Annotated in this window: 15 protein-coding genes; 11 read left to right on the top strand and 4 right to left on the bottom strand. The window is 59.2% G+C overall.

All coding sequences use genetic code 11. The features are described 5' to 3' along the window. The first annotated feature begins 75 nt into the window (after positions 1–75). The 4 genes from WCA10_RS24760 to WCA10_RS24745 all read left to right on the top strand — a co-directional run bounded on the left by WCA10_RS24760 (position 76) and on the right by WCA10_RS24745 (position 2246). The gene (locus tag WCA10_RS24760) at positions 76–435 is read left to right on the top strand and encodes an ArsR/SmtB family transcription factor (protein WP_472825224.1); all 360 of its coding nucleotides are present in this window, start codon (positions 76–78) and stop codon (positions 433–435) included. Continuing rightward, on the top strand, positions 395–898 hold the full coding sequence (locus WCA10_RS24755; RefSeq protein WP_472825223.1) for an SRPBCC family protein: 504 nt from the start codon (positions 395–397) through the stop codon (positions 896–898). Before WCA10_RS24760 ends, WCA10_RS24755 begins: the two co-directional genes overlap by 41 nt. A 71-nt stretch (positions 899–969) precedes the next feature. Next, positions 970–1437: an LIC_13387 family protein gene (locus WCA10_RS24750; RefSeq protein WP_472825222.1), complete on the top strand. Its 468-nt coding sequence runs from the start codon at positions 970–972 to the stop codon at positions 1435–1437. A gap of 119 nt (positions 1438–1556) precedes the next feature. After that, complete coding sequence (locus tag WCA10_RS24745; RefSeq protein ID WP_472825221.1) at positions 1557–2246, top strand: DinB family protein; 690 nt, start codon at positions 1557–1559, stop codon at positions 2244–2246. A 102-nt stretch (positions 2247–2348) separates the two neighbouring features. Here WCA10_RS24745 and WCA10_RS24740 read toward each other — a convergent pair whose 3' ends face one another. Continuing rightward, entirely contained in the window at positions 2349–3176 is an 828-nt protein-coding gene (locus tag WCA10_RS24740; RefSeq protein ID WP_472825220.1) for an ABC transporter ATP-binding protein, read from the bottom strand. 85 nt (positions 3177–3261) lie between these two features. Here WCA10_RS24740 and argJ point away from each other — a divergent pair, with 85 nt between their 5' ends. From argJ to WCA10_RS24725, 3 genes are all read left to right on the top strand, one after another. Beyond that, positions 3262–4491, top strand: coding sequence for a bifunctional glutamate N-acetyltransferase/amino-acid acetyltransferase ArgJ (argJ, locus tag WCA10_RS24735; RefSeq protein ID WP_472825219.1), 1230 nt, complete (start codon positions 3262–3264; stop codon positions 4489–4491). A gap of 91 nt (positions 4492–4582) precedes the next feature. Continuing rightward, a complete protein-coding gene (locus tag WCA10_RS24730; RefSeq protein ID WP_472825218.1) occupies positions 4583–5536 on the top strand; it encodes a thiamine pyrophosphate-dependent enzyme in 954 nt (317 codons plus the stop codon). Between the two features lie 95 nt (positions 5537–5631). Next, the gene (locus WCA10_RS24725; protein ID WP_472825217.1) at positions 5632–7482 is read left to right on the top strand and encodes a capsule assembly Wzi family protein; all 1851 of its coding nucleotides are present in this window, start codon (positions 5632–5634) and stop codon (positions 7480–7482) included. Positions 7483–7567: 85 nt separating this feature from the next. On the opposite strand, the gene WCA10_RS24720 is transcribed toward WCA10_RS24725, so the two are convergent. Then, positions 7568–9985: an ADOP family duplicated permease gene (locus WCA10_RS24720; RefSeq protein WP_472825216.1), complete on the bottom strand. Its 2418-nt coding sequence runs from the start codon at positions 9983–9985 to the stop codon at positions 7568–7570. Between the two features lie 453 nt (positions 9986–10438). On the opposite strand from WCA10_RS24720, the gene WCA10_RS24715 reads away from it, so the two are divergent. Continuing rightward, on the top strand, positions 10439–11266 hold the full coding sequence (locus WCA10_RS24715; RefSeq protein ID WP_472825215.1) for a class I SAM-dependent methyltransferase: 828 nt from the start codon (positions 10439–10441) through the stop codon (positions 11264–11266). Between the two features lie 184 nt (positions 11267–11450). Here the strand turns inward: WCA10_RS24715 and pgsA are convergent, their stop codons facing one another. Next, positions 11451–12104 (bottom strand): CDP-diacylglycerol--glycerol-3-phosphate 3-phosphatidyltransferase, encoded by a 654-nt coding sequence (gene pgsA / locus WCA10_RS24710; protein WP_472825214.1) that lies wholly within the window; start codon positions 12102–12104, stop codon positions 11451–11453. Between the two features lie 208 nt (positions 12105–12312). Then, a complete protein-coding gene (locus WCA10_RS24705) occupies positions 12313–12777 on the bottom strand; it encodes an NUDIX hydrolase (protein ID WP_472825213.1) in 465 nt (154 codons plus the stop codon). Positions 12778–12820: 43 nt separating this feature from the next. Between WCA10_RS24705 and WCA10_RS24700 the strand changes: the two genes are divergently transcribed. From WCA10_RS24700 to WCA10_RS24690, 3 genes are all read left to right on the top strand, one after another. Next, entirely contained in the window at positions 12821–14233 is a 1413-nt protein-coding gene (locus tag WCA10_RS24700) for a PP2C family protein-serine/threonine phosphatase (protein WP_472825212.1), read from the top strand. Between the two features lie 120 nt (positions 14234–14353). Then, entirely contained in the window at positions 14354–14611 is a 258-nt protein-coding gene (locus WCA10_RS24695; RefSeq protein WP_472825211.1) for an AbrB/MazE/SpoVT family DNA-binding domain-containing protein, read from the top strand. Next, entirely contained in the window at positions 14608–15003 is a 396-nt protein-coding gene (locus WCA10_RS24690; RefSeq protein ID WP_472825210.1) for a PIN domain-containing protein, read from the top strand. The genes WCA10_RS24695 and WCA10_RS24690 overlap by 4 nt, the downstream gene beginning before the upstream one ends. The last annotated feature ends 73 nt before the right edge of the window (positions 15004–15076 follow it).

Genomic DNA, 15076 nt, shown 5'->3' with positions numbered 1-15076 from the left:
CAAGGTCGACGTCCGATTGATTTTTTTTGAAAAATCCCTCTTGACACTGCAACGGTTCGTGCTAACTTACGGTTAGTGGATGCTTACCTTCAAGCCGGACTCGATGCACTCGCCGATTCAACCCGGATGGCGATCTTCCAGAAGCTCTCAGCCAGGCCTATTGCCGTGAACGAACTGGCGCGGATGCTGCCGGTTACGCGTCCTGCTGTTTCGCAGCACCTGAAGGTGCTGAAGGATGTGGGGCTCGTGACCGATACCAAGACAGGCACGCGCAGGCTTTATCAACTCGATCCGGAGGGCGTGGCCCGTCTGCGCGCGCACTTCGACCAGATGTGGACCAGGGCGCTGGGCGCCTTTCAGGAAACCGCGGAAAAACCCACCCGAGGAGGGCATCATGGGAAACCAGGCAGAAGAACTCGACCTAAGGGTGTTTAAGAGCATTCTCGTCAAAGCGCCCATCGAGCGCGCCTTTTCGGTCTTTGTTGAGCAAATGGAGAGCTGGTGGCCGTCGACGCATCACATCGGCAAAACGGCTTTCGAAGCAATCTTCATCGAGCCCCGCGTGGGCGGCCGCTGGTATGAGCGCAATGTCGAAGGCGGGCAGTGCGACTGGGGCACGGTTCTGAAGTGGGATCCGCCTCATGCGGTTTGCCTGTCATGGCATGTCGGCCCCGGCCACGACTCGCCTGATTGGGTGTTCGACGGAGACAAGTCGAAGGCCAGCGAGGTCGAGATTCGCTTCAGTTCTGAGGGACCGAACCAAACGCTCGTTGAGCTTGAACATCGCAAGATTGAACGCCACGGGGAAGGCGCCGAGCAGCTACGCGCTCTCTTCGATGGTCCCGGAGCATGGTCGGGTATCCTCGAATGCCTCGCCAAACGGATCGAAACGCTCTAACGCTGCGTACATGGCCGGATTGGTTTGAAGTCCACGCCGGCCGCATTCAATCGATTTGATACGGAGACACCATGAAGCCCGTTGTCTATTTGCGCATCGCATCCCTCCTCACGCTGATCCACGCCATTCTGCATACGGTCGGCGGGGTGTTTGGCAAACCAGTGTCAGGACAGGCCGCGATGATTGCGGCCTCCATGCGCACGCGATTCGAGGTCTTTGGCGTGATGCGCAGTTACGCTGATTTCTATCGCGGCATGGGGCTTGGCATTACCATCGCCCTGACCATGGATGCAGCCGTTTTGTGGGTGCTGGCTTCGATGGCACGGTCGGAGTCGGCGCGCCTGCGTCCCATACTGGCCGTTTTCTGCGTGGGCTATATCGCGTTAACCTTGAACTCGCTTACCTTCTTTTTCTCTGGTCCGGTGATCGCAGAAATCCTGATTGTGCTGTGTATCGGGGCGGCGATTTTCACGGCAGGGCGGGCTGATGGGCGCGGTGAGGTTGATGCGGAATCGGAGTTGAAGGTCGCGCAGTCCTGAGTGCCGCGCGGCTTTTTTGGACTTCGACAGGAGCCGCGAATCGTGATGTACACTGGCCTTCCGCAGCGCACCAGATCGCGCGCGGCAGGCCATTCATTTTCCCGGAGGTGACCAGTCCTATGAGCCTTCCTGAAGTATTACCCGCCAATCGACGTACCACGCGCAGAACCTTTGTGGGCGCCGGAGCCGCCGCACTTGCGGTCGGATTCTGCGAGGCGCTTCCTGGTGGGGCGTACGCCGACACCAGCAGCCCCAACATGCTTGGCCCGCTGCCGGGCTATGCGCCGCAGATCGGGACCTTCGTCTCGCAGCTCACGTGGTTGCGCGAGGTCAACGGTGTGCTGGTTGCCACGAAGGGACTTTCGCAGGCGGATCTCGACTATCTCTTCGACAAGAACGCCAACAGCATCGGCGCGCTGATGCTGCACCTTGCCGCGACGGAGACGTACTACCAGATGAACACCTTCGACGGCATGAAGTGGGATTCGTGGTCTGCAGACATCAAGAAGAAGTGGGATCCGGCGATGAACCTTGGCGATGCAGGACGCACCACCATCAAGGGCCACGATCGCGAATACTACGTCGGCATTCTGCATGAAGTGCGGGAGAAGACCCTGGCCGAATTCCGTAAGAAAGATGATGCGTGGTTTCTGGCCGCCGACAAGGGCTGGCCGTGGGGACCTACGAACAACCTCTGCAAGTGGTTTCACGTCTGCGAGCACGAGGCGCACCACACGGGCCAGATCGCCCTGCTACGCAAACGCCTGCCCGGAACGAAACCCGGCACCGGATCGGGCGGCGCGTCCTAAGCGGGTTCGATGAAGTTGTGCTTTCCCACTCATGCCGCCATAAGGCTGCGTCATGAATGGGGCGCCCAAGGCTCCTGTTCCCCGCACCTGATCCGGTTTTTGTCACCAGCTGTGCAGCCACTCTTCGTCGCGTCCGACGCAGACGGGCGTATTGAAGAGCTCACTTAGCTTTGGCGCGGTGAGCATTTCGGTGCGCGGGCCATCGCCTACGATGCGTCCGCCGCGCATCAGGATTACGCGCTCGATCTCGGGAAGTATGTCGCCGAGGTGATGGGTGACAAGCACCAGCCCCGTTCCCTCTTGAGCGAGGCGCCGCAAGGTTTCGCGCAGCTCGCGCTGTGCAGCGAGATCGAGCGCATTCGAAGGCTCATCGAGCAACAACTGACGCGGCCGATGCACAAGTGCCCGCGCAATCAGAATCCGCCGCTTCTCTCCCGCGGACATTTCGCCCACCAGCTGGGTCGCAAGGTACGCGGCTTCGATCCGCTCCAGTGCCTCCACGGCGCGCTCACGCATCTCGCCGGTCACATGCAGGTTTGGCCAGAGCGTCGAGGCAGAGAAGAATCCTGCGATCACGGCATCCAGGCCGGTGGTTACCGCGGTACGTTCGCCGGGAAGTTCCGTGCCCGTCAGCCCAGCGGCTACGATGCCGAAGTGGCGACGCAGTTGGGTCAGGTCCCAGCGCTCGCGCCCGAAGATGCGTACCTGCATGCCAGGCTGGACGATGGGATAAATCTGGCAGGTCATGGTGAAGATCAGCGTCGATTTGCCGCACCCATTGGGGCCGAGGATCGCAACGTGTTCGCCGGTCCGAATTGAAAGATTGATGTCGTGCAGCACTACGCGATCGCCGCGCGCCACGTTCACGTGGGCCAGCTCAAGAAAATGCTCTTCGTGATGGGCCGCTGCCTGCATTCGGCTCTCGGTCATCCAGCCTCCATTTGTTAGATTAAATGGATTGACTCTTTTGTTCCGGCAAACTATCCGACACGCAAGATCCTGCCCGAAATTATCGATGAGCGACCTTTCTCAATTTGTGATTCCCCGCGGCTTTCGCTTCGGAGCCGCCAAGGCAGGCCTGAAGCAGAGCGGCCGCACCGACTTCGCTTTGATCGTTGCCGATGAGCTCGCATCTGCCGCAGCTGCATTCACGGGCAATCGCGTGAAGGCCGCGCCGCTGCTCGTTGATGCAGAACATCTCCGCGCGACGGGCGGCAGGGTCCGCGTGGTGGCCATCAATGCAGGCAACGCCAACTGCGCGGCAGGTCAGGCAGGCATCGATGCGGCCCGCGCCACCTGCAAGGCCGCGGCCGCAACGTTTGCCTGCAAGCCCGAAGAAGTCTTTCCTTCTTCAACGGGTGTTATCGGCGTTCCCCTGCCCGCGGAAAAACTCATCGCTGCGTTGCCGGAACTTGCGAAATCCATTGGTTCCGAGTCCGATCACTTTCAGCAGGTCGCCGAGGCCATCCTCACAACCGATACCGTGGAGAAGACGGCCTTTCTGCCATTCCACATGGAAGATGACAACGGCAATATCACCGAAGTGCATATTGCCGCTCTTTGCAAGGGTTCCGGAATGATTCATCCGCAGCTCGTGCCTCACGCTACGATGCTGGTCTACATCATGACCGATGCAAAGATCGAACCTGTTTTGCTGAATCGGTACCTTCGTGAAGCGATCGAAGTCAGCTTCAATCGAATCTCGGTTGACGGCGACACTTCGACAAACGATACGGTGCTGATGTTGGCGTCAGGCGCGAGCGGGGTCGATTTCGGCGGTCAATTCTATCTGCCCTTTGCCGAGGGGCTGAAGCACGTCTGCCGATCGCTCGCCAAACAGATCGTGGGCGACGGCGAGGGTGTCTCGCATGTCGTCGAACTGCGCATCGAGGGCGCCGCGTCGGATGCCGACGCGGTGCGCGTGGCCAAGGCGATCGCGCATTCGCCGCTGGTGAAGACGGCATGGGCGGGCTGCGATCCGAACTGGGGACGCCTGATGGCCGCCATCGGCTACTCCGACGCTGAGATCAACCCCGACGCTATCGACATCTCCTTCGGCGAGCTTCCCATCTGCCGGAATGGCGGCAGGGCCACTGAATACGATGAGAATGCGGCACATGCCTACATCCAGCAACCGGAGTTTTCCGTCGCCATCCATCTCCACCAGGGCAGTGGCTCATGCACGTTCTGGACCACCGACCTCACCCACGAGTACATCCGCATCAACGCCGACTACACGACTTAGCATCTAACGAAACTGACGTTGAACCAGACTTACGTTGAACCAGCCCGACCCGGGCTGACCAATCAAACTCGAGAGACGCGGCAATTCAACCATGGCCAGCATTCCTAAATCAAAGCCCCAGCACAAAGCAAAGCCCGCGACTCCGAAGGAGACGTTCTCGCTTGTGTCCAATGAGAAGCTGCTCGCGATCTACGCAGCGATGGTGAAGTGCCGCATGGTGCAGCAGCGTGCGGAGATTCTGTTTCAACAGGGCAAGCTCGCAACCGATCTCCATGCGTCGTCGGGGCGCGAGGCCACGGCCGCTGCCATCGCGATCGATCTGCAGCCAAACGATTCGCTCAGCCTCTCAGCCGACGATTGGCTGCCCGCGATAGTTAAGGGAATGGCACTCGAGAGCCTCTTTCGCGCACTGGCTCCGGGATCGGCGACTCCCGGCGACGTTGCCGCACCGTTCGCCTCCGCTATGGAGCAAAACAACATTCTTCCTGCAGGCGATAAGGCGCTGCGCCCAGTCTCCATTCGCGAGCGCGCCCTTGCCGCGCAGACTGCAAAACAGAGTTCCATCGTGGCCGCGATTCTTCCCTCAAACGAGCAGTCGCTTCGGCCGTGGCACGACATCCTGAGCGCCGCCGCCTCGCAAAGGCTCCCCATCGTCTTTGTGCATTACGCCGATGCCGCCGAACTGGCCGGCGCAGTGAAGCCCCTTCGCAAGAGCAAAAATCCCGATGCCCTATTTCACGGTGTGCCTGCCATCACCGTCGATGCGCTTGACGCCGTTGCTGTGTATCGCGTTGCCTACGAAGCGATCGCGCGCGCGCGCCAGGGGCGCGGAGCGACGCTGCTGGAGTGCACCGCGCATGCGGGAATATCGCTCCCCGGAAGCGCAACAGAGGGCGAGCCATCCGCTGCTCCTCTTTTGCCGGCCGTATCCACGTTGGAGGCCTACCTCAAAAGCAAAGGCATTGAGCCGGCGCAGAACAATCAACAAATCGTGGCTGCGTTTAACCTTGAACTTGACCTCGCTACCCGATTCCTCGGTCCTTAAGTCCAACGAACATTGCCGCATTTCGGTTTTTTCTATCCTCCGGATAACAGAGCACATAGCTGAGTCCGGCTCAACCAGAATGGTAAAGTGAGGAAATGAGCGTCAGTAAACGCGCAAGCATTCCTTCTGTCCTTTCAAGTGCGATTGTGCTGGCAGGACTGTTCGCTCTCAGTCCAGCGCCACTCGCAGCCGAATCATCAGCAGCAGATGGAGGCGCGGCCCAAGCAGTTCCCGACAGCGGTCGTCCGGTCCCGGTCTGCGAGCCATCGACGCTCGATTCGCCCTATATTCCGGTGGACAGCTGGGTATATCCCGCTGTCATGCGCCTCTACGGCCTCGGCTACGTCGACACGGTTTTCCTCGGGTTGCGCCCGTGGACCCGCGCAAGCCTTGAGCACATGCTTGAAGATGCCGGCGCACGCATCGAAGACGCGCAGGACACGCCGGACGCAGCGACAGCCGAGGCACAGGAAATCTACGAAGCCCTGGATCGCGAGCTTCATCCCGACATGCAGGGGCCGTGCGGCGTGTTCAGAGGCAAGACGCGGATTGAATCCATCTACTCCACGTCGCGCGCCATCACCGGCACGCCGCTGCACGACAGCTTTCACCTCGGCCAGACGGTCATCAACGATTACGGCCGCCCCTACGAAAACGGGTTCAACAACTATTCCGGCGTAAGTGGCTATGCATCCGCCGGCCGCTTTCTGCTTTACGCGCGCGGCGAATTTCAGGCAGCTCCCTCGGCAACGGGGTATTCCACCTTACTCGCGCAAACATTCTCAAATCTCGACAGCGTACCGTTCATCGACCCGGCGACCGGTACTCCTTATGCTCAGGCCACGATTCCGATGGGGCCGATCGGCGCCATTACGCATGGCCGGATCGTTGAGGCGTATGTCTCAACGAACGTTCTCAATCACGAAATCTCCTTTGGCAAGCAGGACGACTGGACCGGGCCCGGACAAGGCGGCGCCTTCGCCTACTCCAATAACGCCGAGAATATCTATTCCTTCCGCATCAATCGCATCGAACCGCTGCACGTTCCGGGGCTTTCCTATCTCACCGGACCGTTTCGTTACGATTTCCTGATCGGGTCTCTCAAAGGACACACGGCGCCCAACGACCCGTGGGTACACGTGGAGAAAATCAGCTTTCGTCCGACAGAGAATCTTGAATTCGGCTTCGAGCGCACTGTCATCTGGGGCGGCAAAGGACACGTCCCCATCACGCTGCATAGCTTTCTTAAGAGCTTCTTCAGCTTCGCCAACGTAACCGCGGCCGAAAAATTCAGCCGCAACGATCCAGGTGCGCGGTTCGGATCATTCGACTTTTCTTATCGCCTGCCCTACCTGCGCAACTGGCTTACGCTCTACGCCGACGGAGAAGTACACGACGACGTCTCGCCTATCGACGCTCCGCGCCGAGCGGCCTGGCGCCCGGGCCTGTATCTCTCGCATGTGCCGGGAGCACCCAAGCTCGATCTTCGCGCCGAAGCTGTGTATACCGACCCACCCGTATCCACTAGCGTCTCGGGGCGCTTCATTTATTGGGAATCCGTGCAGGTGCAGGGCTACACCAACAACGGCCAGATGTTTGGGGACTGGATCGGCCGCGAAGGCAAGGGCGGCCAGGGGTGGATCACCTACCACCTCAGCGGCAACGAGTGGATCCAGGCAGGCGTGAGAAATCAGAAAGTGGCCAAGGACTTCATCCCCGGCTCAACTACGCTGACGCGACCCGGAACCGGATCACTGATCTACGGCGGCACGACGTTGAACGATTTCAACATCCAGGCCGTGAAGCGCATCGGCAAGGATTTTGAGATTAACGGGAGCTTCGCGCTCGAACACTGGAAGGCGCCGATCTACCTGCCGGGCCAGCAGACCGTGACGACTACTACGATCAAGCTCACCTGGTTTCCCGAGCGCAAAGTCAGCTTCTAAACTTTCGACAGACTGGGCACATCGGACATAGCTGTCATCGTGAGCGTCCAACGCGCGGGGAGAATGGATCTGGCCCTTCTCGTGCTCACTCTTCCCGCATCAGGATCACAGGATTCACTTCCAGTGCTCTTTGCGCAGGAATCCATGCGGCCACCAGCCCGATCACAAGCATTGAGAGGATTACGCCTCCCAGCACCACTGGATCATTGGGTGTCGCCTGGTAGACGATGAACGACAAGACCTTCGTCGCCAGAAGGCCCAGCAGCAATCCAGCAGCAGAACCTACCGACAGCAGCACGAACGCGCGTCCCAGCGCAGTCCGCAGAACCTGTTTTCGCCGGGCGCCAAGCGCCATGCGAATGCCGAGTTCGCGCAACCGCTTGCTTACGGTGTAGGACGCCATACCGAAGATTCCGGTGACGGCGAGCATTGCGCCCAGCAGGCCCAGCACTCCGAGAGCCACGGTGGCCACCCGTGCGGCAAACAGCGCCGAATCCATTGTCTGGCTCCACGGCCTCACGACGATGGGCATGGCCGCGTCAAGCCCGTGCAGAGCCTTCTCCAGCGCCGCGGAGATCTCCTGCGGATCGCGGCTCGAACGCACAAGCAGCCAGGTGTTGCTCGACTGCTGCTGCAGGAACGAGAAGAACATCGCCGGCTGCTGATCTTCGGTAAGCGTGCGGTATTTTCCGTCTTCCACGACGCCCACCACTTCCGCCCGCTGTCCGCCCCAGAACTTGAAATGCCCGCCAATCGCCTTGTTCACTGATCCGAAGACCTTGACGGCAAATTGCCGGTTGACGAGGGCCACTTTCGGCGCCTTGGCATCGTCCTGCATGGAGAGATCTCTGCCGGCCAGCAGACGGGTTTCCGCGGCCTCGATGTAGCCGGGCGAGATGTGGTAACCCATGGCGTCGGCTGCAAAGTTGGTGGGGCGAAAATCTGTGGTGGCATCGGAATAGACAAAGGAGTCGCCGCCCTCTATTCCGAGCGGCAGGTGGTCGACATAGCCCACAGCCGTTGCGCCCGAAATGGCCGCCGCTGCATCGAGCATGCGGCGTTGCATCTGCGGCATTCGCTCGTCGGTATAGCCCGACATATGCAGCTCAGTTCCCCCGAGCATCACGTTCTGTGGCACAAATCCGAAATTGCTGTGCATTGATCGCGCAAGCCCCCGCACCGCTACAAGCGAAGACGTCACGAGCACAGCGCAGATGGCAATCTGAACGGCCAGCAGAACATCGCGCAGCGTGAAGCGCCGCAGCCCGCCCACACCCGCCGCCCCGGTACGAATCACCTGCCACGGATCCGACCGCAGCACCTGACGCGCCGGCACCATTCCGAAAAGCAGGCCGCTGGCCAGTGCCAATGCCAGCGCTACGAAATAGGTGAGGAAATCTGGGTTCACCGGCACATTGATGGGCGTATCCGGAATCGGCTGCCAAGTGCTCAGCAAGCGCAGTACGGCAACACCGCCGCCGAGCCCCAGCGCTCCGCCTTCCAACGAGACCAGTACCGCTTCAGTCAGCATCTGGCGGAGGATCATTCCGCGGCGCGAGCCTAGCGCGAGGCGCATTGCTGTTTCTTTTGATTGATCGGCCGCGCGAGCCGCGAAGAGGCTGCCGAGGTTGGCGCATGCGGCCAGCAGGATGAGGCCAGCGAGCAGCATCAGGCCAGCCATGAACGCACGCGCCGGGCCGCCAAGCATGTCACCGACCAGCCCGGGCCGTGCCAGAGTGAATGTCAGACCGTCGTCGTCACTTGGATAGGTTTTGGAAAGCCATACACCGACAGCATTCAAGTCCGCCGTCGCCTGGGCAGGAGTCACGCCGGGTTTCAGTTTTCCGACGACAAAGCCGTTGTGGTTGCCGCGCTGCTTCAGCACGTCGTAGCCCTCGATCGTGGGCTGCTCCACCATCGGAATCCACATTGCGGGAGCAAAGAATAGTTCGGTTCCGCGAAACTCAGGAGGCGCCACGCCAATGATCGTGAGCTGGTGCTTGTTAATCTGCACCGTTCGGCCAACCAGACTTGCATCGCCGTGAAAATGGCCATGCCAGTAGGCGTAGCTCAGCACGACGTAGGGGGCGCTGCCAGCTCCTTGCTCATCCGCGGCGTGGTAGAAACGGCCGAGGTAGGGCTGAATTCCCAGTGCATCGAAGTAATTTCCACTGGCCAGGTAGGGCCACGCAGTCGAGGGACTGCCTCCCATGTCCACTCCCACCGGCCCCATGATCTGGGTCATCACCATGCTTTCGAACGTGTGGTTGCGGTCCCGCATATCCACGTAGTCGGGATAGGAGTGCGATGGATACTTGAAGCGCTGCACCTCGTAAAGACTCCTGGCATTGGGGAGATTGACCGGGCGAATCACTACCGCGTTCAGCACGCTGAACACGACGGCGTTGGCGCCAATCCCAAGAGCGAGCGTCACAATCGCCGTCAACGTAAACCCCGGAGACTTCCTCAACTTCCGAAACGCAATGCGCAGGTTATTCGTCATGGTGGACTTCCTTGTCGGGAAATACGTTTGCGCGCAATCAATGGTTCCGATTGAATTCGCTGTACTTGAACGGCGTTTCGGCGGTTTTCTCTTGGCCGCGTGGAAAGACGAAGCCGTGACCCAACTTGCACAGCAAATGAGATCAAGGAACATGCACGCCGCTTGATCCCAAATGACGATACACTTTTTTGTACAAAGTCACTGTGAGGAGGGGGCTAACTCCTTTACAGACTGAAGGCTGCCAGCACGCATGGGAGCATGAGCGGATGAGACGCCAGTCGTTATTCGCTAAATCGGACTAACCCTCAGCAACCGTTGTTGGATTCGCAGTCTTTGATATCGTGGATCATGAGGAGATTGACGCCTCTTCCGCTCGCCCCTCGTTCCCGCACCTCATACCTACGCTCGTCCCGATGAAGAAACGCAACGCACACAATGGAGGCAACCAGAAACATGGAAAAGGTGAATGACCGTCCGGCTTTAGAGTATTCCCCCGCACTTCCGCGGCTTGGCGCATTCGATCGCGCAAAAGCGATCGGAAAAAGCACCGCGAAGCGCGGCATCGACGTTTATTTCGCCACGAAGTGCGCGTTTCTACGCACCTTCGGCATCATCGACTTCCCCGTACCTCCGAATCACTGCCTGCGGCGCACGTCGAGCCACACGCTCCGTCATTACTACGAGTCGGGCGTCACAACAATGATGCCGATTGTGACGGCGGCACGGATCTTTGGTGTCGATCTCGATCAGCCGGTCAACGTTCTGGATTTCGGCTGTGGCGTTGCGCGGCAATTTTTGCAGCTTAACCGGCAATACCCCCGGGTAAAGGCCCACGCCTGCGACGCGCATCCTGACAACGTTGCCTATGTAAAGCGCACCTTCCCCAATGCCGATGTGTATGCCAACAACTTCGATCCACCGCTGAAGTACGCCGACGATACCTTCGATCTGGTCTATTCCGTCTCGACGTTCTCTCACTTCTCCCTGGACGACGCGAAGCTGTGGCTGAGGGAGCTGAGCCGCGTGACCAAGCCGGGCGGCTTGCTTTGCCTCACGTTTAACAGCTACACCTCGATCGCATGGACCCACGACCGTGGAGGCATCCGGAACTATTCGGCAGAACAACTCACGCAGGATGGACACTGGTATTACGTCGACGAAGCGAGCTGGTACCGGCGCAAGGCAGAGGAAGCTGTTTCCGAGTTTGGATCGAATACCACCGGCGCGACGCGGCCCACCGGCGATATGTTTTTTCTCCGGAGTACGCGAAAGTTTTTGTAGAGGACCTTGAGTTAAAACTGGAGGCGATTGCGCCGGGAGTGATTGACCGGATGCAGGACCTGGCCGTAATCCGCAAACCGAAGAAGTAACGAAACAGCGCGCGGGGCGACGTCGAACGACGCGCCTCGCAAAACACCATCTCAGACTGCCGTTTGGACCGCCGAACGCGATTACCGTGATGCGGTTACGGATTCGCGCCCTGGGTTCCCGTGCCCTTTTGGCGCGTCAGCACATAGGACTTGCGCCGGTCCTTTGACGCGTGGTCGATCTGCTTCCAGAACGCAGCGAAGTAGTCGATAGCCGAAATGGTCGAGACCAGCACTGTGAAATAGATCGCAGCGATGGCGATCCACTCCACAGGAATAACCACCACGCCAAACTGCCACTGGAACCAGCGATGCGCGAGCACGGCAGAGACGACGCACACGATCTGCACCACGGTCTTGAGCTTACCCAACTCGCTGGCCTGGATGGTGAAGCCCTCAGTGGATGCAATGGAGCGGAGGCCGGAGATGAGGAACTCGCGCGCAATGATGACCACCACGATCCACACTTTGACCACGTGAGGGTTGTAGGCCACCAGCGCAATCAGCGCGCCGGTGACCATGATCTTGTCGGCGATGGGGTCCAGCAGCATGCCCATCGTCGTGATCTGCGCCCGCTTGCGTGCCAGGTATCCGTCGAGGCCATCGGTAATCGAGGCCAGAACGAACAGGACCGAAGCCAGAATCTCCTGTTCGCCGTTCGGTCCCTGCAAGGGGAAATGCGGCGACAGTATCCACAAAAGGAGCGGGATCATGGCAATCCGGCTCAGCGTGATGGAGTTAGGGAGATTCACTGTCTCTTCGTCAGTCCAGTTGAGTCTTTCTGAAATCGCACCCGTTCGGAACCTGGTTGTTGAGGCGGTTCCAGACTTTTGTACCCGCGTGCGGCGATTTTTGCAGGTGCCACTACAACTATAGACCGCATCGCACGGGCCTCTCAAACCGCTGATCCTGGATGTCGCGAACCGCACACAGCATTTTTCAAATCGGGTCTGTCATGGATTACCGCTTGAGCACCCTTGCCGAAAGGACATCAAGAAACGGCTGTTGACTCTTCAAGATGGACGATTTAGCCACTGCGAGCGCGTACCAGGCGCCGCGATCCACTTCGGGAATTTCGATCATGTGCCCCGAGTGCGGCGGCCACTCCAGCATGCAGAGATTGCTGGTGAGCTTATCTGGATCGCAATCGCCTTCAAACGCCCATACGCTGACCAGCTTGCCTCCGGCCTGTCTTACCGTACCCAGATCGATGAATTCGCCGCTGGCTCCGAACCCGGTTTCTTCGTGGAACTCGCGCCGCGCCGCATCGAGAGGAAGCTCGCCGTCGGTGTATTCGCCCTTGGGAATCATCCACGCGCCCGCATCCTTTTTGCCCCAGAAGGGCCCTCCGGGATGGACGAGGAACACCTCCAGTTCTGCGTCTCTGCGACGAAACATTAAAAGGCCCGCGCTTCGTTTTTCCATTGGGAACAGTATAAGTTCACTCATCGTTTACCATGAGGGTCAAATGTTCGCGCTCGATGCACAACTCACAGCCGGCGAAGTGCTGCGGGCTTTTCATCACGATGAGCCAAAGCTCATTCTGGGCGCGGCATTTACCACGGTTGCAGTGATCGCCATTGGCATATGCGTTATCCGTCGGCGTTTCGATCCGCTGCTGGTGTGGCTAGCCATCTTTGCCCACCTGTACGGTCAGCGACTCTGGCTGGACTCCAGCATCCTAAGCATGACCGTTCCTTCGAGCGAGTTCTTCCATCGCCTTCGCGCGGCCGTCAACCCGCTGATTCCGGTGCCGGGGTTCATCTTTTTTCAGGTCGCGGGCTTGCTGCCCAAACGCGGCAAGATTTTTACTTACTCTCTGGTTGCCATCTTTCTCGGCATCACTGTCACGACATTTCTCTATGGCCGCATTCCTGTCCTGCATGCGCTGAATAACACTCTCGTTATCATCGCCCTCATTGCCGTGCTTGTGCATTCGGTTCGTCAGGGCTCAAAGGACCGCGACTACGTGGTGTTGCGCCGCGGCCTTCTCTGTTTCGTAGCGCTTGCACTCTGGGACAACACTGCGGGCAACTACCTCAACATGTCGGAGACCGAACCCTACGGTTTCGCGATCTTCCTTGCCTCGATGGGCTACGTTGCCGCCGGCCGCACGCTGCGTCGCGACAAGGAACTGGACGAGATCCAACAGGAACTCGATCTGGCCCGGCGCATCCAGCTCTCCATCCTGCCTGGCGCCTTTCCTGCTTCCCGGTCTTTCCAGGTTGCGGCAAAATACGTGCCAATGACCTCGGTGGCCGGAGATCTCTATGACTTCCTCATCGCCGACGACCAGCACGCGGGTCTCTTCATCGCTGATGTCTCAGGCCATGGAGTTCCCGCCGCGCTCATTGCCTCAATGGTAAAGATGGCGGCCATTTCGCAGCGCGCGCAGGCTCGGCAACCCGCGGCGCTGCTGGCCGGGATGAACTCCGCTCTCTGCGGCAATACGCAGGGGCAATACGTAACCGCTGCGTGCGTGTACCTGGATGCTCATGCGCGAGAATTGCACTACGCAGCAGCCGGCCACCCGGCCATGCTCCTCCTGCGGGATGGCGCAGTGACCGAGATTGCGGAAAACGGAATGCTGCTGGCTGCTGTTCAAGGCGCGAACTACGAGAGCAAGACTTTGCCGCTCGAATCAGGCGATCGCCTGCTACTTTACACCGATGGGCTGGTCGAAGCGCGCAACGCAGAAGGCAGGCTCTTCGGAGAAGAATCTCTCGCCGCGGAACTGAAAACCAGTGCCCGCATGACACCCTCTGAGACCGCTGACCACCTCATCGGCGCTGTGCAGCGCTGGGCCTTGTCGCAGGACGACGACCTGACGGTGCTGGTTTGCGACTTTGTCGGCGCACCCGAACTCGCCGCCGCGGACTAATCGCCTAAAGCAGGATGGAACTCCAAACGGATCTTGACGCAGGCCCCTTTTCTCTTTTCAGTGAGAAGTGTCACTTGTATGTTCGGTATTACTTTTTGTAAAATGTAAAGGGAGGGCGATATGGAGTCAGCGCTTAGCATTAAAGGGCAGGCAACCATACCGAAGGCGATTCGAGATCACCTTCGTCTTGAACCGGGAGACCGGATCAAGTTCTTTGTTCATCCGGACGGAAGCGTCGTGATCCTCCCAAAACTGCGGACCTCCACTCTGAAAGGTGTGGTTCCCGGCCGCAAACGGCGTCGCGTCTCTCTTAGGGAGATGGATTCCGCAATCGCACTCGGTGCCAGTGAGGGAATTCGGCGAGGCAAACTCCGTTGATTGGGATCGACACGAATATCCTTGTCCGGTACCTTGCGCAGGACGACCCGGTCCAATCGCCTCGCGCCACGCAGATCATCGAGCAGCGTCTTACCGAGGATCGTCCGGGATTTATCAGCCTGGTGACCATCGCCGAGACCGTCTGGGTTCTGGACAGGATTTATGGCACGTCCGAGGGTGAGATCGCCACTGCGGTCGAACGAATGCTTCAGGCGGACACACTTCTCATCCAGAACGAGCAGGAGGTCTTCACCGCAATGATTTCCCTCAGGACAGGTGTTGCCTCATTTTCAGACGCGCTCATCGCGGCTCTGGGCAGTTGGGCTGGTTGTTCATCGACACTCACTTTCGACCGGAAAGCTGCGCGGTTGAAGGACTTTGAGCTGGCGTGAGACATTGCGGCGCGTCAATTTTTGGAACCTAAACAAAACAAGAGCGGGAAAGGCACGAAGCCCGTCCCGCCCT

The organism is Occallatibacter sp. (genome assembly GCF_049582745.1).
In the GTDB taxonomy this organism is placed as follows: domain Bacteria; phylum Acidobacteriota; class Terriglobia; order Terriglobales; family Acidobacteriaceae; genus Telmatobacter.
Note: the sequence above shows the minus strand (reverse complement) of the source record. Positions and strands in the feature narration are given on the sequence as shown.

What these genes read in the sequence shown, in the direction of transcription:
- WCA10_RS24745 (WP_472825221.1), top strand. Translation starts at nt 1,557, where the DNA reads ATGAGCCTTCCTGAAGTATTACCCGCCAATCGACGTACCACGCGCAGA.
- WCA10_RS24720 (WP_472825216.1), bottom strand. Translation starts at nt 9,985, where the DNA reads ATGACGAATAACCTGCGCATTGCGTTTCGGAAGTTGAGGAAGTCTCCG.
- WCA10_RS24740 (WP_472825220.1), bottom strand. Translation starts at nt 3,176, where the DNA reads ATGACCGAGAGCCGAATGCAGGCAGCGGCCCATCACGAAGAGCATTTT.
- WCA10_RS24705 (WP_472825213.1), bottom strand. Translation starts at nt 12,777, where the DNA reads ATGGAAAAACGAAGCGCGGGCCTTTTAATGTTTCGTCGCAGAGACGCA.
- WCA10_RS24755 (WP_472825223.1), top strand. Translation starts at nt 395, where the DNA reads ATGGGAAACCAGGCAGAAGAACTCGACCTAAGGGTGTTTAAGAGCATT.
- WCA10_RS24700 (WP_472825212.1), top strand. Translation starts at nt 12,821, where the DNA reads ATGTTCGCGCTCGATGCACAACTCACAGCCGGCGAAGTGCTGCGGGCT.
- WCA10_RS24730 (WP_472825218.1), top strand. Translation starts at nt 4,583, where the DNA reads ATGGCCAGCATTCCTAAATCAAAGCCCCAGCACAAAGCAAAGCCCGCG.
- WCA10_RS24750 (WP_472825222.1), top strand. Translation starts at nt 970, where the DNA reads ATGAAGCCCGTTGTCTATTTGCGCATCGCATCCCTCCTCACGCTGATC.
- argJ (WP_472825219.1), top strand. Translation starts at nt 3,262, where the DNA reads ATGAGCGACCTTTCTCAATTTGTGATTCCCCGCGGCTTTCGCTTCGGA.
- WCA10_RS24725 (WP_472825217.1), top strand. Translation starts at nt 5,632, where the DNA reads ATGAGCGTCAGTAAACGCGCAAGCATTCCTTCTGTCCTTTCAAGTGCG.
- WCA10_RS24715 (WP_472825215.1), top strand. Translation starts at nt 10,439, where the DNA reads ATGGAAAAGGTGAATGACCGTCCGGCTTTAGAGTATTCCCCCGCACTT.
- WCA10_RS24695 (WP_472825211.1), top strand. Translation starts at nt 14,354, where the DNA reads ATGGAGTCAGCGCTTAGCATTAAAGGGCAGGCAACCATACCGAAGGCG.